Here is a 24941-nt window from a genome sequence, read left to right as displayed (position 1 = left end):
ACTAGCTCGAAGCAGGGCCCGGGAGAAATCAGGAGCCTGTCCGGATCGGTCGCGGCGCTGGGAAGCCACGCCTGCGCGGAAGGTTGACCGGCCCTACGAATCCCGCCGTTCGACGACGTAGACCTGACGCAACGGCAGGCGGTCGCGCCACGTCAACGGCAGGTTTGGGTAGTGCGTGACGACGAGGCGCGCGACATCCGGGCCATCGAGAAGGCGCAGGTTCTGGCGCTCGCGTTCGACGTCCCGTGCCTCGCGGCTGTAGGTGCCGAGCGTGACGAACAGGCCGTGTTCGTCCTTCGAGGTGAGCGTGCCGAGGAGTTTCTGTACGTCAGGGCGGCTCTCCGTTGCTGCTCTGTGCTTGCACTGCACCTTGATGAGGGGCGGTTCCAGGCCGAGGGCGTCCCGGTGCGCGATGACGTCGATACCGCCGTCGGCGCTCGCCCGCGTGGCGCGCGCGACGTAGCCCATGGCGATGAGGAGGTCGGCCGTGAAGAACTCGAACTCGCGGGCGCTCACCTCTTCGAGCAACGTACGGATGATGAAGTCCGATGTCGACTGTTCGATGGCTTCCGCATCCGGCAGTTCGACAGCCTCAGAGCTGGTCTCGTCGTTCAGCTCGGGCGTGATGCTTGTCGGGTCACTCTCGTGCGACAGGGGCGAGGTGAGGAACGCGTCTTCGGTGGGGGCGTCTAGGAAGGCCTTGAAGATCTGTTCATGACGCTTCACCCGGAACAGTGTGAGAGCAGAGCCGATCTCGTGGAGGGCACTCTGCGGGAAGAGCCCCCGCGGCACGTCGGTCTTGAGCCATTGGACGGGACGGCGGTGTGGGTGGCGGCGGGCGAGGGCATCGAACTCGTACGGGCCGACGATGCGGCCGAAGTTGAGGGTACTCGTCGCCTTGTCCGGCGCGATGACGATGTCGCCCTCGCGCATCGTGAAGGCGAATCGCAGCAGGATGCCGGCCCACACAGGGATGGCGCCGGGCTTGGCCCCGGGGTATCGGCTCAGCAGTTCGGCTTTCATGCGCTCGCGGTCGTCGCCGAGCATGCGCAGATTCGGCATCTCCTCCCACCCGAGTGAGATGAACCCGCCGGCGACGAGTTCGTCACCGATCGTGTCGTTGTGAATGCCCCACATGGTCATGTCAGCTCGCTTTCAGTGGTTGCGGCTCGGGGAGTGGTGTCGGTCAGTCGCAGAATGAGTGCCCCTGTCACATGCACCATGAGCCACGCGTCAGGGAGAGACGCTGTCGAGTTCTTGTGAGCGTCTCCAGTGGTGCTCCGATCGGCGCTGGCCCAGTTGATGAACGCGCTGATGCCGTCGAGCAGGTTCTTGTCGTGGCCAGTCACCAACCCCTTCTTTTTTGCGTCGGCCCACAAGGGTCCGAGCGCGTTGCCACTGCACCCGAGATCTTGCAGAACATGTTGCAGGGCTGAACCGGCGTCTGTGATCGCATTGCCAGCATCGCCGGCCGCGATCTGCTTGAGCGCTGCCAGGAACGAGGCATGGGCGTCCTTGTGCTTCTCGGTGACGAGGAGGCGGAGCGTCGGCTCTACGACATCCTTATGGAGCGCGTCGGACTCGAAGGGGACGAACTCGAAATCGACGCTCTTAAAAGCCACTCGGTGAGCGATGAAGGTGGAATTTATCACTTCTTCAAGAAATTCCGCAGCGGCTGCATCATGTCTCTTGGCCACATGCATCAGGGCCTCGAGTGCTGACAGACAGATGTCAGTGTCAGTACAGGACTGCCAGTCGCTCGAACGCGAGGGGGCAGAGTCGTCCCCCAAGTCCGTAAGTAGCATGAACCGAACTTCCTGGGACAGGTAGACACCCCAGTTCATTCGTGCATTCTGTTCGGCCAGGGCCCACGTAGATCCGATTTTCACTCGGGCAGGGCCCGGGATTTCGCCCGTCCAAAATGACTCGCCGTTTGCCTCCCGTGCGGCGATTTCGGCCAGTCGCTTTCGCTCCGCAAAGAGGGGCATGCGTCAGCCTTCCGATCTGTGGTTGCGTGTCAATCGCCCAGAGAACGCGGTCGCAAGCACAGCCCGGCGCAGGGCTGCTGATCGCAGGCGGGACTTTTCGATGGCAATGAGCGAGGCTTCGGATTGTTCCAGAATGTCATGCGCTTTCGATGCAAGGGTTAGCTGATTTTCCGGGGGTGGGCAGGGCACAAGCGTGCTGGCCACCGCTGCCTGGTCAATCTTGGGCATGGATCCGGCGAGCCCCTTGGCCTTGCTGCGTAGTGTCTTGTGAGCCCGTCTGGACCTCAGGGCAAGTTCCAGGAAGTCACTTCGCATCCGCGATTCATCCGGCCGAAGACGAATGAGGAGGTCCGGGAATATGGCCCACTCCCTCGGCCCCTGGTAGCGAGCGCACGTCCCTACCAAATCTGGCGTGTTGGAGCGCTGGACGAGGATGTCTCCGGGCTCCAGCCACAAGTCGCGGACCACCTTGGCGGGCGTGCTGGTGATCTTGGTGTACTGCTCCGTGAAACTGCGCTTCGTGACAGCTGTGAGGGTGAGAGCCCGCGTTCCTTCTCCTCCGCTCACCGCTCGGTCGGACCGCCCGTTTCTCATGGGCTCACGCAGTACATCGCCGACAGATACCGTGTCGGCCCCTGTATGCCAGATGAGATGCTCCAGGGCCCCCTCGCGCCAGGCGATGACGCGTCGCTCGACGGAGGCAAGAGACGCGTCAGCGGCGTCGAGGTGGGCCATCTGCTCCTCCACCGTTTCCACGATCCGCCGCTGCTCGGGGAGCGGCGGAAACCAGATCGGCCGGCTCCTGACTTCTTTGTCCAACACCGCGGGGTAACTCACGCCCTTCTGGAGAGGGAAGAGCGAGTCCTCGAAGGCCTGGCTGAGCGTGAATAGGTAGAGGAACTTGGGGTGAATGTCGCGCATTGGGCGGAGGACCGAGTAGCCGGTCGAGGCGAATTGGTGATCAAGGCGATCGCCGACAAACGCGACCTTCCGCAAGTACGGGCGGACGGTGGAGTACAAGGTGTCTCCACCCATGATGACTTGTCGGCACCGGCTCGGTGCGTCTATGGAGGGGATCTCGGGAGCGTCATCGAGCCGGGAGACAGGGCCGCCCAAGAGACCGATGTCGACGTACCGAATGGTCTCGCGCCCGGTGGTGGCCGGATCGGACTTGACGGGCTTAACCGTCACATCGGCGATCGGGGCCACCCGCCATCCGTTGGGCGCGTTCATGCGGTGAGCTCCTTGTCGAGGCTTTCGAGAAGATTGCCGGCGTTGTCGCCGAGGTCGCGCAGGGCGCCGTCGACGCCGCCGCGCTGGGTGAACGGTTCCGCGTCGAGCGCGTCGACCGTGATGCCGGCCGAGGTGACGACGAAGTCGCGCATGCGGTCGAGCCACCAGCGTTCCGTCTCCGAGAACGTCGCGCCCGCCTGCGCCTGCTGCGCGAGCCAGCTTTCATAGCGCTCCTGCACCACGTCCTCGTACGGCACGAGTTCATCGTCGAGATCCAACGCATAGCGCAGGAGCGACACGAGGTCGGTGGCCCGGGCGTGCGGGTTCGGGCGCACCTTGGCGCCGTCCAACTGCTCGTAGGCCGCCCACAACTTCTCGGTTGTCCACCGCTCCGGGGTGCGCTCGATCTGCCGGGCCAGGTCGTCGAGAGCCTTGAAGGGCACCCGGTGGGTCTTGAACTCATCGAGAACCTGAAGCGCCGTGATCTCGTCGCGGTTGTCCTCCAGGTACTTCTTCCACGACTCGACGATCTCCAGCGCGGAGTCGGCGCGCGAAACCCCCTCGGCACGCCGGATCGTGTCACGCGTGACCTCGTCGATGATGCGGTCGTGCTGCCGCCGCAGTTCCATGATGCGTGAACGCAGCACTGGGTTGTCGGCCAGAGGCGCCACCGCCTCGTCGAGAAGGTCACGCACCGCCGCTGCCGGGTCGGGCGCGCCCTCAGAGGCGGCCGCCTGCACGTCCGGGTTCACGGCGTGCACGAGCCCGCGCACGATGGAGCCCAGATCGGAACTCGGCCCGGCGACGTCGTCCAGCTCGGCGCGTTCGGCGTCGCTCACCTGACGCTCCAACGCGGCCAGGCGCGATGCGAGGGTCGCCGTCTCGTCCTCGGTCAGCTCGTACGCGGCAGCCTTCTTGAGCAGCTTCTCCAGGCTGACGCCGGGTTCACGGTTGAGCGGCGGAGCCACGAACTCGTGCTCGGTCACGCCCACGGCGTCGACGAGGACGAAGTGCGTCTTCGCCTCGGCATCCGGCGTCACCGCCTGGAAGTCCGACTTCGAGATCGTGCGCGCCCCACGGCCCTTCATCTGCTCGAAGTACTGCCCCGAGCTGACGTCGCGCATGAAGATGACGCACTCCAACGGTTTCACGTCCGTGCCGGTCGCGATCATGTCGACCGTCACCGCGACACGCAGCTGAGAGCTCGTGCGAAAGGCCTTGAGGTGCCCCTTCGGATCTTTCGCGCTGTACGTGATCTTCGCGGCGAACTCGTTGCCGCGGCCAAACACCTCACGCACGCACCGCACGATCTCCTCGGCGTGCGCGTCATCCTTCGCGAAGATGAGCGTCTTCGGCACCTCGCTGCGACCGGGGAAGATGTGAGTGAACAGCTTGTCGCGATACGTCTCCAGGACGAGACGGATCTGCGACGTCGACGTCACCATCCGATCGAGCTGGGTGGGCGTATAGACGACGTCCTCGTCGAGCGTCTCCATCCGCTTCTCACGGGTCCGACGATCGACCAGCGGCACATGCGTACCCGCCTCGATGCGGCTGCCCTCAGCCGTCACCTCCGTCTCGATGCGGAAGATCTCGAAGTCGACGTTGACGCCGTCTGACACCGACTCCTCGTACGTGTACTCGCTCACGAGGTTCTGCCGGAAGAATGCGAACGTCTGCTTGCCGGGCGTCGCGGTCAACCCGATGACGTGCGCGTCGAAGTACTCGAGCACGGCCCGCCACTGCCCGTAGATCGAACGGTGCGCCTCGTCGACGATGATGAGGTCGAACGTCTCGGGCGGCAGGGCGGCGTTGTAGGTGACGGTCACCGGCTTGTCGGGGATCTGGCTGTCGAGCATCGCGTCGTCGCCGGCGGGGACGTTCTCGCCGCGCAGCGTCTTGAAGACGCGCTGGATCGTCGAGATGACGACGCTCGCCGAATCGGCCGGAGCGTCGCTCTTCAGCTTGTCGACGGGGTAGAGCTCGGTGAAGCGGCGGCCGTCGTCAGGCGTACGGAAGTTGGTGAACTCGGCCGCTGTCTGATCGGCCAGGTTGTTGCGGTCGACGAGAAACAGGACGCGCTTGAAGCCGCCGAACCGCAGTAGCCGGTAGCTGGCTGTCACAGCCGTGTACGTCTTGCCCGCACCGGTGGCCATCTGCACGAGCGAGCGGTCGAACCGCTGTTCGCGCAGGCTGCGCTCGATGCCAGTGATCGCCGTGATCTGGGCCGGACGCAGCGCCCGCTCGTCGAGCTCGGGCATGGTCTGCAGGGCGCCGCGCCACGTCGGCGCGTCGGGGTTGGTGCGTGCATCGGCGATGATCGAGAGCAGCGTCTCTGGCTTCGGAAAGTTGAACACCGCCCGCGCGCGAGCATGCGGGTCGTAACCGTTCGTGAAATGCGTCTCCGACCCGGACGCCTCGAAGACGAACGGCAACTTGCCGTCGACCATCGTCGCGCGCAGCTTCTGCGCATCAGTGAGGCCCTGGGCGTACATCGACGACTGCCACTCGACGCCCGACAGCGTCTTGCCCATCGGCTTCGCCTCGACGACGCCGACCACGCCCTTGTTGAGATACAGCAGGTAATCGGCGCGTCCATGCCCCGACTTCATCGTCACCTCACGGACGGCGACGCCGACCGCCGCGCCAAGGGCCTGATCCTTGAGATCCTGAACGACCCATCCGGCCCGCGTGAGCTGCTCGTCGATCAGCCTGCGCGCACGCTGCTCGGCTTGAAGGCGCTCGTCGTCGGTCATGGAGTCAGATTAGTTGGCTTCGCGACAGAGGGCGTGGGTGACGAGAATCTGCCTGCCCCTGCCCGGCGGACGAGTGATTCCGCCTGAGCGCCCCCGTCACCAGGGGTGCTCGGCGAAGTCCTTGAGAAAGACGCCGTACTGGTCGATTCCGTTCTCGCCCATGACGATCGGGTCGTAGACGCGGGCGGCGCCGTCGACGAGGTCGAGCGGCGCGTGCCAGCCCTCCTCGGCGATGCGCAGCTTCTCGTGGTGCGGGCGTTCGTCGGTGATCCAGCCGGTGTCGACGGCCGTCATGAGGATCTTGTCGGTCGCGAACATCTCGCCCGCCGACGTGCGCGTCATCATGTTGAGCGCCGCCTTCGCCATGTTCGTGTGGGGGTGGCCGGGGCCCTTGTAACGGCGCGAGAACTGCCCCTCCATCGCCGAGACGTTGACGACGTACGCGCGCCGCGCCCCCCGCGCGACGGCCGCACGCATCGCCGGGCGCAGACGGCTGACGAGCAGGAACGGCGCTGTTGAATTGCAGAGTTGCACTTCGAGGAGTTCCAGCGGATCGACTTCCTCGACCTTCTGCTTCCAACTGTTCGTGTCGACGACGTCGGGCAACAGGCCACCCGCGTCGACCGCCGTACCCGCCTGATGCGCCTCGAGGCTCGCCTGACCCGCCGACAGAGCGAGCGACGTCATCGCCGCCGCGCTGCGGGCCGGGTCGTGAGCGTCGGACGGGTTGAGCGGGCCGGCCGCGGGCGTGACGCCGGGCGCGTGGACGTCACGTCCGGCGTCGGGCTGGGGCTCGGCTTCGTCAGTGGCGTGGGTGTGCTGATAGGCCGCGAGGGTGCCGGCGAGGTTCGCGGGGTGAGCGTCACTGATGCGGTCGAACTGGACGATCTGCGGCAGCTGGACGTCGCGCGGCAGCGGAAGCTCTTCTCCCGCAGTGAGATTCGAGTACGCTCCCGGCGAGCGACGCACCGTCTGCGCCGCGTTGTTGATGAGGATGTCGAGCGGGCCGTCGGCCGCGACCTCGTCGGCGAGGGCGATGACCTGCGTCGGGTCACGCAGGTCGATGCCGACGATCTTGAGGCGATCGATCCACTCCGGTGAGTCGGCGAGCTCCGCGAAACGACGCGCAGCGTCGCGGGGAAAACGCGTCGTGATCGTCAGGTGCGCGCCGTCGCGCAGCAGCATGAGCGCGATGTACATGCCGATCTTGGCGCGACCGCCCGTCAGCAGGGCGCGCTTGCCGCGCAGATCGACGCGCTGGTGACGCTTCGCGTGACTCATCGCCGCGCAGTTCGGGCACAGCCAGTGATAGAACGCGTCGACGGTCGTGTACTTGGCGTGGCAGATGTAGCACCCGCGCGGCGTGTTGAGCTCTCCGGCGACCTCACCGATGACGTTGGACGTCAACGGGATTCCCTTCGTCTCGTCGTCGATGCGCAGCGGCGAACCCGTCGCCGTCGACGCCAGCACCTTCGCGTCCTGCTCGCGCAACGGGCCGAGCTCAGCAGCTCTCGCCTCCGCGCGACGCGTCTTGCGCACCCGCTTGTACATCGTGCCCGCGGCGCGCTTCACCGTCTCGATGTCGGGGTGGCCCGCGGGCAGCTCGTGCAGCATCCCGATGACGCGCAACGTCGTCGCCATGTCCTCGGCATCGATCGCGGTCTCGGCGAACAGCTGTTCCTGCTCAGGTGTGACGGACGCGTCGTCACGGGCGTCGTCGTCCTCTGCGGGCTGTTCGTTCACGCCGTGATTCTAGAGGTTGCCGGTGAGGCGAGCCGGCGCTGCCCTCATGGGTGGGTGTGCCTCCCCGTGAGACTCTGCCCCGCCATGACCGGAGCCGGCGGTGCTTTCGCGGGGCGGGTGGCGGTGGGGTCGGCGTGTCTGGAGGCGATGTCCGGAAATTCAGTCAGACGTCCAGATAGGGTGGGGATGATGAGCTCGGGGGAGGTCGGCGCGCAGGGCCTCGGGGGCGTTCGGCTGAACGCGAGGTCGGCAGGTGAAAGGTGCACGATGAACCACGAACACCGCAAGATCTCACTCGCGGAACGACTCATCGTGACGCTCGGCGTCGGCATCTCGCTGGCCGTCATGGCCGTCGTCCTGATCCGCATGGCGAGCACCGGCGCCCACCCCGTCGCGGTGTGCCTCATGGCTGCGGCGCTCGTCGGGGCGCTCGTCGTCGCCATGCGCCTGTGGCGCGGTTCGCAGGGCTGACGTTCGGCGCCGCCCGCCGGGTGTCGTCCGCGCGGTGAAATCGGCCTGGCGTGGCCGGCTCGGCCGCCGGGGCGTGTCCCCCTACGCTCGTCTTCTTGGCGCCGCCGGCCTGTACCCATCTGCGATTTTCGTCCGCATTCGTGACGGGGGCGACGACGCGAACGTGGACGAAAAACGCAGATGTGACCGAGAAGCGCACATGGGGACGCGGTTCGCGAAGGTGGAGGGAAATTGCGAAGGTGGACGAAATTCGCAGGTGGGGCCGGGTGTCTCAAGGTGCGCCGTCTCTGTTAGCCGTCGGACGAGGTGACGGGGGGTGGTGCGGCGTCAGAAAGCAGTCGCTCGCTGGGCACGACCAGATCGTCCGACGGCGGGCTTGCATGACGGGTGGCCCACCGTCGCGCCGTCCGCGTTGTTGACGGGCACGGCCGACAGGGCTCCCGTGAATGCCCCCGTCGTGTTGACGACGCGCGGCCTGACGTCGCGCTCCCCGTGTTCATGGGCGCGGCATTCGCCGGCGTCGTGGCGCAGGCCGTCATCGATCGGCTGTGCCCAGTAGACGGTGTGCAGCGTGTGAACGGTGGGGGACGGGTCACCCGAGCCATACGACGACACCGCACGACCCCTGCCATCTCATGTCGTAAGGCCGAGCGCCGGCTCACCGCGTCGTGTCATGGTGCCCAGCGCACCCTCATCGACGCGTGACACAGTAGGCGTCGTGACCGACGAACGCACCCATCCAGACGACGACGCCTGGCGCTACGTTCCCCCGCGACCGCGCCAGACCCCGGCGTCGGTTCCGGGTTCGCCCGCGCCGGATTCCCGGGCGCACACGTCGGCAGCTTCCGCGAGCGACGCCGCGGCGCCGACGGAGCAGCAGCCCAACGCATGGCACGAAGGCGCACCCATGCCGCACGGTTGGTCACTGCCGCCCACAGGATCGATAGGGTCGCCTCCCCCGGCGCCAGGGGCTCCCGAGGCTGTAGCGCTTGCCCCTGGCGGGTGGCCCCCGCCGTCAGCTCCCCGGCCCGCAGCTTCGGGTGCGCCTGCGCCGGCTGGTTGGTCCCAGCCGTCAGCTCCGCAGCCTCAGTATCCGCCTGGGGTGTTGTTGGCGCCGGCGTCGACCGGCGCTGCGTATCCCGTTGCAGCGCAAGCCGGTCCGCGCAAGCCACCCCCGGCGTGGGCGTTCGAGCAACCGAAGCCGTTGCCGTATCACCGCATGGCACGCATCGACTGGCGCGTCGCGCAATGGTGGCGTCCTTTCGCGATGCTGGGTGTGGCGTTCGGTGTCACGATCGTCATGATGATCGCGCTGGGCGTCGTCGTGCTCGCATGGGAGGGCCTGGGCCTGCCCGCTGCGAGCGAGAGCCTCGAGGACGGTGGCAACCCGGCCGACCTGATGGCGATGCTCGGTCCGCTTGCTGCGCTCGTCCCCATCGTCGTGCTCGCGTCGTGGTGGGGCGCGGGGCGTCGCGGGTCGATCCACTCGGTGTTCGGGCGATTCCGCTGGGGTCTGCTGGGGCGCGCTGCGCGCGTCGTCGTGCCGATCTATGCCCTCGTGATCCTCGTGCCGCCTCTGCTGTTCGGCCGTGACGAACTGACGGTGCCGCCTCTCTCGGCGTCACTCGTCGCGTCGTACGTCATCATCCTCGTGCTGACGCCGTTGCAGTGCGCGGGCGAGGAGTACCTGTTTCGCGGCATGCCGCAGCAGGCGCTCGGGACGTGGCTGAAGTCGCCGCTGTGGGGCATCATCCTGCCCGTGCCGCTGTTCATGCTCGGCCACGGGTATGACTGGGTCGGCCAGATCGACATCGCCTGCTTCGCGTTGTGCATGGGAGCGCTGGTGTGGCGCTCCGGCGGCCTCGAACTGGCGATCCTCGTGCATGCGGCGAACAACACGATGTCGTTCTTGCTCGCGCCACTGACGCCGAACTCGCTCGAGCAGGGCGCCGTCAACCCTGCTGCGCTGCTGTTCTCGCTGCCGCTGATCTTCGGCATCACGGCGTGGCTGTGGTGGTGGGTCGGCAAGCAGTACGGCGTCGACTGGAAGACCCCCGTCCGACGTCTCCCCGGCCCGCAGCACGAACAGGTCGGCCGCTGGTTGTGACCAGCTGCGATACGCGTCCGCATCTGCGATTTTCGTCCACATTCGCCGCGGTTGTTCGTCGCGGGGCGGCAGGTGCGCGACGTCATCGGCGCTTTCGTCTCCGCGTGACGTGCCGGTGAGCTCGCCCGATAGCCATGACGCCCGGCGGGCGCGACGCTGCGATCGTCGTCGGGCACTGGCGAATGCCGAATGTGGACGAAAATCGCAGGTGTGTCACGTCGGGGAGCAGGCCGCGCCTGGCGGGGGCGGGGCTGGCCGTTCAGAGGCCTCGCTGGTGTCGAGGCGTGGTGGAGTTCTCGATCGCCAGGTGCCAATCGCCCTGCGGCTCTCGCGGTTCGTCGGCCCGAAGGACGGCGTGCCAGGCGTCCTCGAGGCGGTCCTTGCCCACGAGCAGGCTGGAGATGTAGGTGAACTCGTGGAAGCCGTTGCCCCAGGCTGCTCTCCAGCTGCCGACGTTGCCCGCGTACGCCTCCCAGATGATGGTGTCGAGGCCCAGCGAGTCAAAGCCATACTCGACGGCCGCCGCCACGGCGCGCGTCATCACGCCCCGCCCGCGCGCCCAGGGGCTGAGCGCGAAACCGACGCTCGCCGCGCCGTAGGAGAAACCGCGCCCCCACGTCGTCAGGTCGATCGAACCTGCCATGCGGCCGTCGACCTCGATGGCCCACCAGATCGCGTCGCGGCTCGGCCCCGTCATGCGCGTGACGAACTCGAGCGCCATGTCGCGCGTGTAGTTCGCGGGCGTCGTCGTCCACCGCTGGACGAGCGGGTCGGCGCCACGTCGCGTCACCTCGTCGGCGTCGTCGATCGTGTGGGCGCGCAGCACCACACCGTCACGCTCGAGGCGCGGCACCGGGATCGGTTCGAGGTCGGCGGGGTTCGTCATCGTCCGAGCCTAGGCGTGCTCGACGTACCGTGTCGCGCGGATTTCGGGTGGGTTCTGCGTGGGGTGCCGGGATACCCCGCGCGTCGGGTTCGCACATCAGGGCCTGCTGCAGGTCGCAGCGTGGCGGGTAACTCACGAGTAGGCACGTGGATGCCTGCCTACTCGTGAGTTAGTCGCCATCTTGCGCCCGTCTTCGATCAGCCGCCCGCTCTCGGGCGCGACGACGAGGGATCGCCGTCAGCCCTTGAACGCATCGACCGGCGGTATGACGTAGTACGAGCCGGTCTCGGCGTTCGAGTACTTCGTCAGTTCGTCGCGCGGGTGGTCACCGACGCCGGCCATCGATTCGAGCATGTCGTGCAGGCGCTTCTGCTCGCACGCGAAGCCGACGAACATCGTGCCGTGCTCGCCGACGTCACCGAACGGCATGTTGCGGCGCACGATGTGGCCGAAGTCGTCCTGGTCGGTGCGTTCGGCGTGCGACGTCTCGGGCTTGGGGTCCATCTCGATCGAGTCGACCTTGGAGCGGCCGATGACCTTCTCCTGCTCCTCCGTGGAGAGGGCCTCCCACTTCGCCTGCTTGTGCGGCCACTTCTGCAGCAGCAGCACGCTCGAGCCGGCGCCCGGCTTGCCGTCGGCGACGATGGCCTCGTCGTACTGCTCGATCGTCGTCGGGTTCTCGGTGCCGTCGATGAAACCGGTGAGGTCGCGGTTCGTCTGGTAGACCCAGCCCTCCGTCTCGTCGACGACGCGTGTGCCGGGCACGACCTGGCGCGTCAACGAGATGAGGTGACGCGTCGCGTCGAACACCTTGTCGCGCGCGCCGCCGAACACCCAGAAGACGAGGTCGCGCTGCGTACCGGGGATGACGTACCCGTCGGTTCCGACGACGTCGGTGTCGAAGTCATGAACGTTCTCGGGGGCGTGATCGGCGGCGATCTGCTGCATCAGCGACGGCCGCACGCCGACGACGAAATTGACGCCCACGTCGTCCTGCTCGGCCTCGAACAGCGGCAGCAGCTGCGACAGCTTCGTCAGCGAGCCGGGCTCGACCTCGAACTCGACGTACTCGCTCGACGTCGCACCATCGACGAAGATGCCGATCTGGGCCTGGGGCATGTCTGACTCCTCGCGCGCGGGGTGGCTGATCTGCCACCAGGCTACGTGACCCACCCGTTGGGGGCGGCGCAGGTGACCGTTGCCGCCAGGCCCCACGCGAACTTCCTGGGGTGATGACGCGACGGGCTCGTCGGTGCTGACGCGTGCTGCGCGACGGACTGTGATGGGCGCGGTGTGTTTCTCGCTCGGCGTCGTGACGCGCGAGGGGGAGGTACGGGTACGGCGGTGGGGCTGGCCGGGCGAACACGTCCACACGCCATCGACGTTCCGCACCTGCGTCCGTGGGGCACGACGCCCACGCGGGGTACGTCATCTGCGAAGCTGGGGTCGTCCCGCGGGAGCCATCACGGCTGAGAGGCGCAAGCCGACCGCCAGCATCCTCTTCACGAGGGTGCCTACACCTGATCCGGATCATGCCGGCGGAGGAAGGAGACGCACGATGACTGCGCCCACGAACGAGCCCGACCACACCCCAGGCGCGTCGAGCGACGCGACACGCAGCGCCAGCCAGAGGAGCGGCGGCAGGAGCCGCCCCGACGCACAGTCCCCCGACGCGGCGCACGAGGCGGGCACGGACGCGTCAGCTCAGGCGCTCGCCATCACCCCCGAAGCGATCGGGCGCGTCATCGACGCCGTACGTGACGCCGCACCGCTCACGCAGTGCATGACGAACGCCGTCGTCACCGGTTTCACGGCGAACGTGCTGCTCGCTGTCGGAGCGTCGCCGGCCATGGTCGACTCGCTCGAGGAGGGCCCGATCTTCGCCGGTATCGCGGACGGGTTGCTCGTCAACGTCGGCACCGTGACGGCGGCGACAGCCGAGGCGATGCGCGCGACGGCTGCCGCGCGCGCCGAGGCCGGGCGCCCGTGGTGCCTCGACCCGGTCGCGGTCGGCACCCTGCCGGTGCGCACTCAGCTCGCTCGCGACCTGCTCGAACACGCCCCGGCCGTCATCCGCGGCAATGCCTCCGAGGTGCTCGGGTTGGCCGGCGAACAGGGTGCGGGACGCGGGGTCGACGCCGGTGACGACGTCGACGCGACGCTCGCGGCAGCGTCGCGACTCGCGGAGCGCACGGGCGGGGCGGTCGCCGTCAGCGGTGCCGTCGATGCCGTCGTCGCGCCGGGCGCACCGACGGTGCGCATCGGCAACGGCGACGCCATCATGACGAAGGTGACGGGCGTCGGGTGCGCGCTCGGAGCGCTCGTCGCGGCCTACCTACCGGTCGCCGGGTCGGCGCAGCTCGCTGCCGCCGCCGCGACCGCGACGATGACGCTCGCCGCCGAGGACGCCGCGCACTGGGCGAGCGGCCCGGGTTCGTTCGCGGTCGAACTCCTCGACGCCCTGGCGCGCCTCGAGGGCGATAGCGTCGCAGCGACGCTCGATCTGCGAGTGGCGTCGTGATGTCGGACGGGCGCGGCGTCGAGCTGTACCTCGTCACCGATACGGCGCTGTGTGGCGGGCCCGACGGTGTCGTCGAGACGGCCGAGGCTGCTGCGCGCGGTGGTGTCGACATGATCCAGATCCGCGACCACGACGCTTCGACCCGCGAATTGTGCTCTCTCACGACGCGGGTCATCGACGCCGTTGCGGCGTTGGGTGCGCATCCCGCCGTCGCGCAGACGCCGACGCCGCGGGCCGCTGGTGGCCGATCGGCTGGCCTACATGACGAAGAGTGCCCCGCCCCGCGCGTCGAGCGAGACTCGCCCACGGGTGCCGGCCAGCAGATGGCCGCGGCGGCGACCCCGATCTCGTCCTCGACGACAGCACGGCGCGTCCGCGTCGTCGTCGACGACCGTCTCGACGTGGCGCTCGCCGTCGGGGCTGACGGCGTGCACCTCGGCCAGAGTGACCTCGATCCTGTCGTGGCGCGGCGCCTCGCCGACCGTGTCGTCGGTGAGGGCTTCCACCTCGGCTGGTCGGTGTCGAACCTCGAACAGGTCGCTGCTGCAACGAGGTTGCCGCGTGGCACCGTCGACCTGCTGGGCATCGGGCCGTTCCGTGCGACGCCGACGAAGCCGGACGCAGCGCAACCGCTCGGGCTTGACGGCGTCGGCGCCATCACGGACGCGGCACGGGCCGGCGGGTTCGCCAACGTCGTCATCGGCGGGGTGAAGCTGCCGGACCTGCGCGCGCTCGTGGCCGCCGGCGCGCAGGGCGTCGCCGTCGTGTCGGCGATCTGCGGGCAGCCCGATCCGCTCGCCGCCACCCAGGCGCTGCGGAGCGAACTCGACGAGGCTCTCGCCGAAGTCCGCCCGGTCGACGGCGGCCGAGGCGCACTCGAGCTCGAGCGGCCCGACCACGCGGGCCCGGCATGACACCCCGGCGAGGGATGCCCCAGGGCTGCTGCGGCCGGTGGGCGCGACCACGTTCCGCTGACGCGAGCCGAGAGGCTCTGACATGAGCACCCCCAACGTCCTGACGATCGCCGGCACCGACCCCAGCGGCGGTGCGGGAATCATGGCTGATCTCAAGGCTTTCGGCGCCCTGCGCACGCATGGGTGCGCTGTTGTGACGGCCGTCGTCGCGCAGAACACGCGGGGCGTCGCGGCGGTGACGCAGATGACGTCGCAGCAGGTACGCACGCAGCTCGAGAACCTGGTGGACGACGTCCGCATCGACGCGCTGAAGATCGGCATGCTGGGTTCGGCGGCCGTCATCGAGACCGTCGCTGACGTGCTCGCCGACCACCCGGCGCTGCGCGGGGTGCCGCGCGTCCTCGACCCTGTCATGGTCGCCTCGAGCGGTGACCGGCTCATCGACGAGGACGCCGTCACCGCGCTGCGCGAGCGTCTCGTGCCCGAGGTCGACGTCATCACGCCGAACCTCGCGGAGGCCGCCGTCCTGCTCGATCTCGACGACGCGCCACGCGAGGCGAGCGATGACGTCGCGCGCGCCCTCGTCGCCCTCGGGTCTGGTGTGCTGCTCAAGGGCGGCCATGGCGGCGGCGCGAAGAGCGACGACGTCCTCCTTGTCCCCGCCGAGAGCGACGAGCCCGCCCGGTTGAGCGCGCCGCGCATCGACACGCGCAACACGCACGGCACCGGATGCACCCTGTCGGCGGCGATGACGGCACTCCGGCCGCAACGCGATTCGTGGGCGCAGGCGACGCGGGAGGCCAAGGAATACGTGACGGAGGCGCTCGCCGCGAGTGGCGACCTCGACGTCGGGCGCGGCGACGGCCACGGCCCCGTCCACCACTTCCACGCCTGGTGGTGACGTGACGGTCGGCAGCTGTCAGAGCACCGTACCCATCTGCGATTCTTCGCGAGCTGCTCACCGAGGCCTCGCCGGACATGATGCGCAGCCTGTTGCAGACCATGCTCAACGCCCTCCTCTTCGCGGACGCTGACGCGGTGGTCGGCGCCGAATACCGCCAGCCCAGCCCCGGACGAGTGGTGCAACGCAACGACTACCGCCACCGCGGCCTCGACCGGGCGAACCTGGTGGACCATGGGGGTGGCCCGAGACGGGAACCTGGTCACCAGCCGCTCACCCGATGACTTCCGGGCCTTCTGTTCCGCCATTCCGGTAATGTTCAGTCAGGCCGACCAGCCCACCGGCGCCGGAAACCGCTCGTGAGCAGCCCGGTACGCCACATGGCGCAGGCGGGGCTAATGACCGGCTCGACACCCGGCACCTCGGTACCGCAAGCACTGGCCGGGGACGCGCTGGCCCTTCGAGGATCTCAGCCCACGTCCCACCTCAGCACAACCAGAAGGGAAGTTATCGCGGATGCGGCGAATAACGCTGCCGAGCGGGGAGTTCATCCCTGTGCTGGGCCAGGGCACCTGGGGCTGGGGAGAGGACCCCGGCCGCCGCCGCGACGAGGTCGCCGCGCTGCACGCCGGCCTCGAGCTGGGCATGACGCTGGTCGACACCGCCGAGATGTACGCCGACGGCGGCGCGGAGGAGGTGCTTGGTGAAGCATTGGCGGGTCGCCGTGACGAGGCGTTCTTGGTCAGCAAGGTCATGCCGTCCCACGCCTCCCGTTCCGGCACGATCGCGGCCTGCGAACGCAGCTTGAAACGCCTGGGCACCGATCGGGTCGACCTCTACCTGCTGCACTGGCAGGGCGGGTACCCGCTGCAGGACACGGTCGCGGCCTTCCAACAGCTGGTCGAGGACGGGAAAATCCGTTACTGGGGCGTCAGCAACTTCGACCACCGGGCCCTCGCCGACCTGCGGGACGTGCCGGGCAGCAGCGGGCTGGCCACGGATCAGGTGCTGTACAACCTGTCGCGGCGAGGACCGGAGTACGACCTGCTGCCGTGGTGCACCGACCACCAGCTGCCGGTCATGGCGTACTCGCCGATCGAGCAGGGCCGCATCCTTCAGGACGCGACGCTGAACGACGTCGCGGCCCGTCACGGCGTCAGCGCCGCGGCGGCGGCCATCGCCTGGGTGCTGCGCCGCGACTCGCTCTGCACGATCCCCAAGGCGAGCAGCCCGCAGCATGTGCGCGACAACGCCACAGCACTGGACGTGGAGCTGACCCGCGAAGACCTGGATGCTCTGGATCGAGCGTTTCCGCCGCCGAGCGGACCGCGACCACTAGAAATGCTGTGATCCTGCCCAGGCGCGCAGCCCGGTCAGTCCGGGCAGCGCTCCGGACAGCGCGGCAGCACCGTCGGTGAGGGTGGGAGTTGCCGGGCTTGAAAGGGGATGATTTCGCGGATGTCAGAGAACTCTGAGCCGGGCAGCGAGGCCGCCGCGCGGGACAGCGGCAGCGGGTCGGTGGGCAACCTAGAGCTGTTCTTCGACCTGGTGTTCGTGTACGCCATGGCGCAGCTGACCCGGCTGGTGCGGGACGACGTTTCGTGGCGTCCCCACCTTTCCCCAGCTACCCGACCCAACCGGCGCGCCCACACTCAACTCTGAAGAGCCAGATTCGCAGATGTCGACGTAACGCGCAGGAGGGGCAGGTGGTCATCCACCTGCCCCTCCTGCGCGTCTCCGGCGTCACCTCAGTGAGGCGTCAGCTCAGCGCGTCGTCACGACGCATTGTTCACGCCGTCTTGACGGCTTCGACGTCGCGCATGTGGCGCCCGATCCACGGCACGAGGGCCATGAGGACGAGCGAGAAGCCGGCGGTGATGAGGCCGAGCGTCAGGAAGAACGTCGTGTCGCCAAGGCCCTCCATGAGGCGGATGGCCTGCGCGGCGGCCGACTGGCCGACGGCGGACGTCAGGTACCACAGCGCCATCGCCTGGGTCGTGAACGCGGCGGGTGCGAGCTTCGTCGTCGCGGAGATGCCGACGGGCGACAGGCACAGTTCGCCGATCGTCTGGACGACGAAGACGCTCGCGAGCGCCCACATCGGCGCCGTCGGGCCGTGCGGCCACAGGTTCGAGTAGAACGCGAGCAGCACGAACGACAGGCCGGCCATGAGCACGCCGAACGCGAACTTCGCGCCGGTGCTCGGGAACTTGCCGGCGCGGCGCAGCCACATCGCGGCGAAGACGGGCGCGAGGGCCACGACGAACAGCGGGTTGACGCTCTGGAAGAACTCGGCGTTCACCTTGATGCCGAAGATCGAGCCGAGGTCGGTGCGCTCGGCGGCGAACGCGGCCATCTTGCTCGCGGCCTGCTCGAAGATCATCCAGAACAGCGCGGCGCCGATCCACAACGGCACGTACGCCTGCAGGTGGCGGCGTTCGGCGGCGCTCACCTTGGGGCTCTTGAACATCATCGCGAACATGCCGACCGCGGCGATGACGGACATCACCGTGACGGTGTTGATGACGCCGTTCGCCGTCGTCCCCGACAGGGCGAAGCAGATCGCGGCGACGGCCGCGACGCCGACGACGCCGAGCCCCACGCGTCGCATGACGGTGCCGCGTTCGGCCGCGGTGAGCGGGCTCGTCGGGTTCGTTCCTGCGCCGTGCAGGTGCTTGCGGAACACGAACAGGCCGATCAGCCCGAAGGCCATGCCGACAGCCGCGGCGGAGAATCCGGCGTGGAAACCCCACCTGTCCTTGAGGAACGTCACGACGAACGGCGCGCAGAACGAGCCGATGTTCACCGACATGTAGAAGATCGAGAAACCGGCGTCGCGACGGCCGTCCTCGCGGTCGTACAGCTGCCCGACGACCGCCGAGATGGACGCCTTCTGCAGACCCGTTCCGAGCGCGACGGTGGCGATGCCGACCCACGACATCGCCGCGATCGGCAGCGCGAGGAAGACATGGCCGAGCATGATGACGACGGCGCCGTACAGCGTCGCGCGGAAGGCGCCGATGACGCGGTCGGCGAGCCACGCACCGACGACGCTGAGCAGGTAGACCGACGCACCGTACGTCGCGACGATCGACAGGGCTGTCGGCTGGTCGATGCCGAGCCCGCCCTCGCTGACGGCCGTGTAGAGGTAGTACGCGAGGATTGCGCGCATGCCGTAGTAGCTGAAGCGTTCCCACAGTTCGGCGTTGAACAGCGTGCCCAGGCCGGAGGGGTGGCCGAGGAAACCGCGGTCGTCGAGCGACGGCCGTGTGCGGCCACCGGAGAGGGCGACGCGGGGTGCGTCGACGTCGGGCGAGTTCACAGCGCCGGGCTCAGGCGTCGCGGATGACGCGCCGTGGCTGGCGGGGGAGTCGACCATGGTGGGTCGTCCTTCGGTAGGCGGTCACCAGTGCGCGGGGACGGCAATGGCCGCACCGATCGGTGCGGCCATCAACTGTAGTCAACGGGTGTTTTTGTGAGCGAAACACCCTGGCGCGTGGTGTTTTTGTGCCCCGTCGCCTCAGGCGGGGGTGACGCCGTCGAGCGCCGTCGCGATGGTCGCCTCGCTGCTCGGCATGAGCCCCGCGATGATGGCGCGGGCCTCGTCGATGGCGTCGAGGGCCTCGGGCAGGTCGAGCAGCGAGTGGATCTCGGCGCTGGGCATCGTCTCCGAGAGGTTGGCGACGCGGTCGCGGTTGAGCCACACCGTCAGCCAGCCGCGCTCGGCCGCCTTCGCGAAGGGTCCGACGGTGTTGCTGATGAGCACGACGTCGTCGGGTGCGGAGCCGCTCTCGGCGATGACGGCGTCGATGCGCTCGAACGTGGCGAGCCAGTTGAGGTCGGCTTCGGTGTCGTGCAGCTCGGGCGGCAGGTCCGACGGTGCTCCGGGCGCGTCGACGTGGGCGGCGAACGGGGGCAGGACGTGCTCGTGGCCGGCGGGCATGGGTGCGTAGTGGATGAGGTTGACGCTGCCGCGCTCGGCCAGGTCGACCATGGCGGGCAGGACGTCGGGGAACAGCTCGGGCGCGCGCGTGGCGTCGTCGACGTGGGAGGGTTCGTCGAGGAGGCCGGTGAGCATGTGGCCCCGCCTGTCCCACAGGGTTTCGTCGCCGTCGAACCACACAGAGAAAGTCACGGCACCAGCGTGACAGATGAACGGGTTTCTACCTAGTCCGGTGCTCGCATCTTGCCGCGATCTCTACGCGCCGGGCTATAGTTCGGCGCCTTCGGACGCTCGTGCGGCGCGGTGGGGCGGTCAGGACGACGTCACGAGCAGTGCGGCGAAGACGAACATCATGACGCCGACGACCGTGTCGATGACCTGCCAGGTGCGGGCGTTGCGGACGAGGGGCGTCAGCAGGCGCGCGCCGAGCCCGAGCGCGACGAACCACAGCACGCTCGCGCTGATCGACCCGACGTAGAACCACCAACGCCCTTGCGCGCCTTGGGAGTTCGCGACGGTACCGAGCATGACGACCGTGTCGAGATAGACATGCGGGTTGAGAAACGTCAGCCCGGCGACCGTGGCCGCGACGGCGCGTCGACTCATCGGTGGCGCCTCGGCGGGGTCGAGGCTGCCGGCGTGGCGGGCGTTCTTGAACGAGTTGAGCCCGAACCAGACGAGGTAGGCCGCTCCGAGCCACTTGATGACGCGCAGCGCATCGGGATGCGCCGAGACGATCGCGCCCATGCCGAGCACACCGGCGAGTTCGAGGACGATGTCGACGATCGCGCAGATGACGACGACGAGCCCGACGTGGTGACGCAGCAACCCCTGACGCAGGACGAAGGCGTTCTGCGATCCGATGGCGACGATGAGGCCGAGGCCGGTGAGGAAGCCGGTGAGCAGGTGCGTCATGGCAGTGACGTTAGGGGTGTGCGTGGATGAAGGACAGTTCATGAAACTGTGGGTACTTCAGTGCTGCTTCACTAGGGTGGCGCCATGAAACTGCGTGACGAGTGGCTCGAGGCGCTCCTGGCCTGCGTCGACGAGGGGACGTTCGACGGGGCGTCGGCCGCGCTGCGGGTGTCGCCGTCGGCGATCTCGCAGCGCATCAAGGCGCTCGAACAGGCAGTCGGGCAGGTCGTCCTCGTGCGGACCTCGCCCGTGCGCGCCACCGCCGTCGGGGAGGTCCTGCTGCGCGGAGCGCGGCAGCGGGCTCTCGTCGACGCCGAGTTGCAGCGCGCGCTCGGTTCGGCGGTGCCGGGTCGGACGCTGCCGGGTGACGTCGTCGACCTGCCGGTCGCCGTCAACGCCGACTCGCTCGCGACATGGTTCGTCGAGGTGCTCACCACGGTGGCCGAGTGGGGTGACGCGCGGCTGCGGGTCTTCGTCGAGGATCAGGATCACTCGGCGCGGCTGCTGCGCGAGGGTGCCGTCCTGGGTGCGGTGACGGCGAGTTCTGCTGCGGTGCAAGGATGTTCGGTCAGTGAGCTGGGCGTCATGCGCTACGTACCGCTCGTGCGTCGCGACCTGTGGGAGCGCTGTTCGGGGCGCCTCGCCGAGCTGCCGACGCTGCGCTTCAACGACCGCGACGACCTGCAGCGTCGCATCCTCGCCGATGTCGGCCTCGAGCCGCGCGTCGAGCATGTCATCCCGTCCGCCGAGGGTTTCGCCGCGGCGGTGCGGGCCGGCCTCGGATGGGGCATGGTGCCGGAGGGGCTCGCGGACGAGGACGATCACCTCAGGCGCGTGCCGGGCGTCGGCGACCTCGACGTGCCCCTGTTCTGGCAGTGCTGGCGCCTCGAGACTCGGGCGCTCGCGCGGCTGACGGATGAGGTGACGTCCGCGGCGCATCGGTTGCGGTGATCGCCGGCGGGCGCCCCATTCGCGCGTCCTGGTGCGCTTCGGGGATGTCGCGGCAGAGCGACGACGGACCGCCGGACGGATTTTCGTCACTTCATGTGGGCCAAATCGACACCAGGATTCTGAGTAAGGTTAGGCTCACCTCACTATGAGCATGGTTGTCACGGCTACGGCCCTCCCCGATGTCATCCCGCCGGTGTGGCGGATCCTCACGAAGTTCGCCTATTTCATGGGCCTGGCCTGCGCCATCGGCGGCGTCTGGACGTACCTGAGTGTCGTCCGGCCCGCCGTCCGACGCGACACGACGGTGAACCCCGATGATGCGGCGCTCCTGACGCGTCGTGCGCTGCGTCTGGCAGCCGTCGGCACGATCGTCCTGCTCGTCGTCGCCTGGTTCCAGCTCGCGGCCCGCGTCGCGCGGGCCGGCAAGGGGATGGCGTACGCCGACGCGCTGCGCCCGTCGGCCGTCGCCGATTACCTGGCGAAGCCCGCCAAGGCCGGCGAGTGGATCTCGACCGGTGCGCTCGTGACCGTCGCCAACGTCTGCATCGTGCTTGCGGCGCTCGTCCTGCTGCCGATGCTGTTCGGCCGGATGCCGCGCTGGTCGCACGCCGCCGCCGTCACCGCCGCAGGGCTGACGGTCGCCGCCTCGCTCGTGCCGTCGATCCCGACGAAGGCCGTCGAGTTCGGCGACGTCGTCGCCAAGATGCTCATCCAGGCGCACATCATCGGGGGCTCGCTCTGGGTCGGCGGGCTCATCGCGCTCGCGCTGCTGGCTCGCACGCGACGCCATCTCGACGTCAGCGCCGGTGACGTGTGGGCACGAATCTGGGCGCGGTTCGGCGTGCTCGCGCTCGTTGCCGTCGGCATGGTGCTCGTCTCCGGGGTGTGGCTGACGTACCGCGAGGTCGGGGCGTGGGAGCAGTTCGTGACGACGCCGTTCGGGCGCTTCCTGCTCGCGAAGATCGTCCTCGTCGTCGGTCTCGTCGCCGCCGGGGCGTACAACCAGCTCGTCCTCATGCCGAAGATCGCCCGCGCGCAGCGGGCGGGGCGCGTCAGCAACGTGTTCGCGTACGTCCTCGTGACGTTTCCGCGCGTCGTGCTGACGGAGGTCGTCCTCGGCATCGGCGTCCTCGCGATCGTGCCGTTCCTCAACGGCTCCGCGCGGGCGCAGGCCGCCGGCCACGAGATCGAGGGGCCCGTCATGGACGGCCGTCTCTTCAGCGCCGGTCTGCTGCTCGTCGCCACCCTCGCAGCGTCGTTCTACGCCACGGCGAAGGCGTCGGACGGCCTCGGCCGCCGCGACCTGACGGGGGAGGGGGTGGCCGCCACGAGCTGATCCGTACCGCACACGCCGAACGACCGCACCCGAAGGTTGCCACCTTCTCTGATCGGGTGCGGTCGTTCCATGTCTGCAAGCGACGGGGGCTCGCAGGCGCGATGACGGAGTGTGGCGATCACGGGCGGCCTGGATGCTGTCTCAGCACGGCACGGATCGCCGAGCCGCGCAGTTCACGGCGTCGTCGGCGTCTGCCCGGGTGCGTAGGTCGTGTATCCGGACGGGATCGGATCGCCGCTTTTGACGCACGTCTGCCCGGGCCCGTCTCCCTTGTCCTTGACGGGGTAGGAGCCGCTCGAGCAAACCTTCTCGTCGATCGGATTGCACGCCGAAACGGCTGTGAGCCCCGCGGCGAGAACGACGCTGACGCCGATTGTGCGGAAGAACCCTGCGCGGAAGAACGTCATGATGCCTGTCACCCCTGTCATCGAGGGCCGCCGGCTGCGGCCGTCGTCAGTACAGCACTCAGACGGGCCCGCGGGGTGAGTAGGTCTACTCGGTCCATCGGGTACTCCCCGTCGGCGGGCCGGGTCTTGACCGTCATCGCCTATCGGGATGACGGTGGTGATCTGCACCTGATCAATGCCTGGCCCGCGACCCCGGCCGTCCTGAAGATCTACCGAGAGGAACGCGAGCCCCAACCGGGGGGCGCGCACGTTCGCGAACTTCGGCTATGTCTGCCTCGACGTTGCCGAGGTGACGATCGGCGAGAACACCGTCGTCGGCGCGGGCTCGATCGTGACGAAGGACCTGCCCGCGAACGTCGTCGCCGTCGGCAACCCCGCGCGCGTCGTCCGCGAGATCTGACGGCGCGTCAGCCCTCGCGGCCCGCGAGCCAGCGTGTGATGCGGCCGGCGTCACCGTCGATCATGCGCCCCGGCATCGCGGACGCCGTGCGACGCCACCCGGCCCCGGCCCACAGGTGCGTCCACTGCGGGTCGCCCGCCTCGGCGGCGGCGCGACGCAGCGGTGCGAGCATCCGGTTGACCTCCGGGTAGGCCGATGGCGCGACGTTCTCGACGCCGTCGAACATCGACATGAACTCGTTGACGAGACCGCGCGCGAACCGCCCCGAGAAGGCGCGCGTCAGACCCGTATCGGTGAAGTCGTCCGAGGCGAGCGCCGCACGATGCGTCGCCGACGAACCTGCCGACGATGAGCGCAGGAACGCCGTACCCGCCTGCACCGCAACGGCGCCCATGCCGAGCGCCGCGACGGTGTCGTCAGGCGTCGCGATGCCGCCGGCCGCGAGCAGCGGCACGTCGACGGCCGCGCGGATCTGTTCGAGCAGATCGGGCAGGGGTGCCTCGTCGGGGTCGGCGTGCAGGTCGAACGTGCTGCGATGACCGCCAGCGTCAGGGCCCTGGACGACGAGGAAATCCATCCCCCGTGCGACGGCGGTGCGCGCGTCGTCGAGGCACGTGACGGTGGCCCCCAGCGAGGAACCCGCCGCATGCAACGCGGTGACGTCGGCGTCGGACGGCAGCCCGAACGTGAACGTCACGACGTCGACAGGATGCGCGACGAGCCACGCGACCTTCGCGGCGTAGTCGTCGTCGTCCCACGTCGGCTCACCGAGCTCGACGTCGAAACGCTCGGCCACGGGCTGCATCTTCGCGCGCAGCGACGCGAGGGCCGCGGCATCCGTGCTCTGCGGCCCCGCGATGAAGAGGTTGACGCCGGCAGCGACGCCCGCGTCCTGAACGTCACGGACCTCGTCGGCCAACGCGTCGACGTTCTTGTTGCCGCCGGCGAGCATGCCCCACCCGCCGGCGCGCGATGAGTCGATGACGAGCCGACTCGTCGAAGGGCCGCCCGCCATCGGCGCGGCGATCACAGGGAGCTCGAGACTCTCGAAGGAGAACATGCCGTCAGTCTTGCATCCGGCACCGACAACCTCGTCGGGGTGAGCTCAGGCCGCCGGTGCGTTGCCGGCGCGACGCTGCTTGACGGGGGCGTCCCCGCCGGTCTCGACGATCTGGCGCACCCACTCGGGCGCCTCGGTGCCGCGCGCCTCGTGCGCGGCGATGACGCGGGCGGCGCGCTCGCGGCGCAGGCGTCGCTTCGGATCGGTCGCAGGCATGTGCTGGGCCGGGCCGAAGCACGAGACGCCGATGTACTCGAGGCGCCAGGCGAATCGGTAGCCGAGGCCGAGGCCGGTGTTGTCTCGCATCGCATCTCCCGAAGTGTGGGCGCAGCGCGCCCCGTCGTTTCGCGCGGTCGCGCGAAACTTGCCACCCTCAAGCCTAGGGGGTTCGGCCTCCGAACGGTGGGCG

At 68.7% G+C, this 24941-nt stretch carries 22 protein-coding genes and 2 pseudogenes; 11 read left to right on the top strand and 13 right to left on the bottom strand.

The features are described from left to right. Positions 1–93: 93 nt before the first annotated feature. From NQ706_RS09255 to NQ706_RS09235, 5 genes are all read right to left on the bottom strand, one after another. Positions 94–1143, bottom strand: coding sequence for a restriction endonuclease (locus NQ706_RS09255; RefSeq protein WP_038569832.1), 1050 nt, complete (start codon positions 1141–1143; stop codon positions 94–96). After that, positions 1140–1988, bottom strand: coding sequence for a hypothetical protein (locus NQ706_RS09250; RefSeq protein WP_150112820.1), 849 nt, complete (start codon positions 1986–1988; stop codon positions 1140–1142). Before NQ706_RS09250 ends, NQ706_RS09255 begins: the two co-directional genes overlap by 4 nt. A gap of 3 nt (positions 1989–1991) precedes the next feature. Next, a complete protein-coding gene (locus NQ706_RS09245) occupies positions 1992–3221 on the bottom strand; it encodes a restriction endonuclease subunit S (RefSeq protein ID WP_051806286.1) in 1230 nt (409 codons plus the stop codon). Next, complete coding sequence (locus tag NQ706_RS09240) at positions 3218–5977, bottom strand: DEAD/DEAH box helicase family protein (protein WP_038569829.1); 2760 nt, start codon at positions 5975–5977, stop codon at positions 3218–3220. The genes NQ706_RS09245 and NQ706_RS09240 overlap by 4 nt, the downstream gene beginning before the upstream one ends. Before the next feature lie 96 nt (positions 5978–6073). Next, a complete protein-coding gene (locus tag NQ706_RS09235) occupies positions 6074–7720 on the bottom strand; it encodes an SDR family NAD(P)-dependent oxidoreductase (RefSeq protein WP_038569827.1) in 1647 nt (548 codons plus the stop codon). 267 nt (positions 7721–7987) lie between these two features. On the opposite strand from NQ706_RS09235, the gene NQ706_RS09230 reads away from it, so the two are divergent. Further along, positions 7988–8191, top strand: coding sequence for a hypothetical protein (locus NQ706_RS09230; protein WP_038569825.1), 204 nt, complete (start codon positions 7988–7990; stop codon positions 8189–8191). A gap of 1219 nt (positions 8192–9410) precedes the next feature. Then, positions 9411–10298 (top strand): CPBP family intramembrane glutamic endopeptidase, encoded by an 888-nt coding sequence (locus NQ706_RS09225; protein WP_051806283.1) that lies wholly within the window; start codon positions 9411–9413, stop codon positions 10296–10298. Positions 10299–10557: 259 nt separating this feature from the next. On the opposite strand, the gene NQ706_RS09220 is transcribed toward NQ706_RS09225, so the two are convergent. Together NQ706_RS09220 and NQ706_RS09215 are read right to left on the bottom strand one after the other, a co-directional pair. Further along, the gene (locus NQ706_RS09220; protein ID WP_051806281.1) at positions 10558–11184 is read right to left on the bottom strand and encodes a GNAT family N-acetyltransferase; all 627 of its coding nucleotides are present in this window, start codon (positions 11182–11184) and stop codon (positions 10558–10560) included. Between the two features lie 237 nt (positions 11185–11421). Beyond that, entirely contained in the window at positions 11422–12303 is an 882-nt protein-coding gene (locus NQ706_RS09215; protein WP_006945140.1) for a Dyp-type peroxidase, read from the bottom strand. A gap of 439 nt (positions 12304–12742) precedes the next feature. Here NQ706_RS09215 and thiM point away from each other — a divergent pair, with 439 nt between their 5' ends. The 6 genes and pseudogenes from thiM (at position 12743) to NQ706_RS09185 (ending at position 17182) form a co-directional block, all read left to right on the top strand. Next, a complete protein-coding gene (thiM, locus tag NQ706_RS09210) occupies positions 12743–13705 on the top strand; it encodes a hydroxyethylthiazole kinase (protein WP_081873765.1) in 963 nt (320 codons plus the stop codon). After that, a complete protein-coding gene (locus tag NQ706_RS09205) occupies positions 13705–14619 on the top strand; it encodes a thiamine phosphate synthase (RefSeq protein WP_051806279.1) in 915 nt (304 codons plus the stop codon). The genes thiM and NQ706_RS09205 overlap by 1 nt, the downstream gene beginning before the upstream one ends. An 82-nt stretch (positions 14620–14701) precedes the next feature. Next, a complete protein-coding gene (thiD, locus tag NQ706_RS09200; RefSeq protein WP_038569820.1) occupies positions 14702–15520 on the top strand; it encodes a bifunctional hydroxymethylpyrimidine kinase/phosphomethylpyrimidine kinase in 819 nt (272 codons plus the stop codon). A 41-nt stretch (positions 15521–15561) separates the two neighbouring features. Next, a pseudogene (locus tag NQ706_RS09195) lies at positions 15562–15735 on the top strand (transposase); the annotation flags it as partial. Positions 15736–16075: 340 nt separating this feature from the next. Then, a complete protein-coding gene (locus NQ706_RS09190; RefSeq protein WP_235181959.1) occupies positions 16076–16870 on the top strand; it encodes an aldo/keto reductase in 795 nt (264 codons plus the stop codon). 108 nt (positions 16871–16978) lie between these two features. Continuing rightward, complete coding sequence (locus NQ706_RS09185) at positions 16979–17182, top strand: low temperature requirement protein A (protein WP_200874222.1); 204 nt, start codon at positions 16979–16981, stop codon at positions 17180–17182. A gap of 127 nt (positions 17183–17309) precedes the next feature. On the opposite strand, the gene NQ706_RS09180 is transcribed toward NQ706_RS09185, so the two are convergent. The 3 genes from NQ706_RS09180 to NQ706_RS09170 all read right to left on the bottom strand — a co-directional run bounded on the left by NQ706_RS09180 (position 17310) and on the right by NQ706_RS09170 (position 20378). Then, complete coding sequence (locus NQ706_RS09180) at positions 17310–18899, bottom strand: peptide MFS transporter (protein ID WP_038569815.1); 1590 nt, start codon at positions 18897–18899, stop codon at positions 17310–17312. A gap of 141 nt (positions 18900–19040) precedes the next feature. Further along, entirely contained in the window at positions 19041–19655 is a 615-nt protein-coding gene (locus tag NQ706_RS09175; RefSeq protein WP_150112817.1) for a hypothetical protein, read from the bottom strand. A gap of 120 nt (positions 19656–19775) precedes the next feature. Next, entirely contained in the window at positions 19776–20378 is a 603-nt protein-coding gene (locus NQ706_RS09170; protein ID WP_038569811.1) for a LysE/ArgO family amino acid transporter, read from the bottom strand. Between the two features lie 84 nt (positions 20379–20462). On the opposite strand from NQ706_RS09170, the gene NQ706_RS09165 reads away from it, so the two are divergent. Both NQ706_RS09165 and NQ706_RS09160 read left to right on the top strand, forming a co-directional pair. Beyond that, the gene (locus NQ706_RS09165; protein WP_038569808.1) at positions 20463–21329 is read left to right on the top strand and encodes an ArgP/LysG family DNA-binding transcriptional regulator; all 867 of its coding nucleotides are present in this window, start codon (positions 20463–20465) and stop codon (positions 21327–21329) included. A gap of 145 nt (positions 21330–21474) precedes the next feature. Beyond that, complete coding sequence (locus NQ706_RS09160; protein ID WP_038569807.1) at positions 21475–22665, top strand: copper resistance D family protein; 1191 nt, start codon at positions 21475–21477, stop codon at positions 22663–22665. A 173-nt stretch (positions 22666–22838) separates the two neighbouring features. Here the strand turns inward: NQ706_RS09160 and NQ706_RS09155 are convergent, their stop codons facing one another. Beyond that, complete coding sequence (locus NQ706_RS09155; RefSeq protein WP_143181244.1) at positions 22839–23072, bottom strand: hypothetical protein; 234 nt, start codon at positions 23070–23072, stop codon at positions 22839–22841. Between the two features lie 289 nt (positions 23073–23361). On the opposite strand from NQ706_RS09155, the pseudogene NQ706_RS09150 reads away from it, so the two are divergent. Next, positions 23362–23472, top strand: a pseudogene (locus NQ706_RS09150) (sugar O-acetyltransferase); the annotation flags it as partial. A gap of 7 nt (positions 23473–23479) precedes the next feature. Here the strand turns inward: NQ706_RS09150 and NQ706_RS09145 are convergent. Both NQ706_RS09145 and NQ706_RS09140 read right to left on the bottom strand, forming a co-directional pair. Next, complete coding sequence (locus NQ706_RS09145) at positions 23480–24532, bottom strand: nitronate monooxygenase family protein (RefSeq protein ID WP_051806276.1); 1053 nt, start codon at positions 24530–24532, stop codon at positions 23480–23482. Positions 24533–24577: 45 nt separating this feature from the next. Beyond that, positions 24578–24838 carry a hypothetical protein gene (locus NQ706_RS09140; protein ID WP_038569802.1) on the bottom strand — a complete coding sequence of 87 codons (261 nt, stop codon included), beginning with the start codon at positions 24836–24838 and terminating at the stop codon, positions 24578–24580. Between the last annotated feature and the right edge of the window lie 103 nt (positions 24839–24941).

Origin of the sequence: Dermacoccus sp. BD5 (genome assembly GCF_044878485.1) — a bacterium.
GTDB lineage: Bacteria > Actinomycetota > Actinomycetes > Actinomycetales > Dermatophilaceae > Dermacoccus > Dermacoccus nishinomiyaensis.
This window is presented reverse-complemented; position numbering and strand designations above follow the sequence as displayed.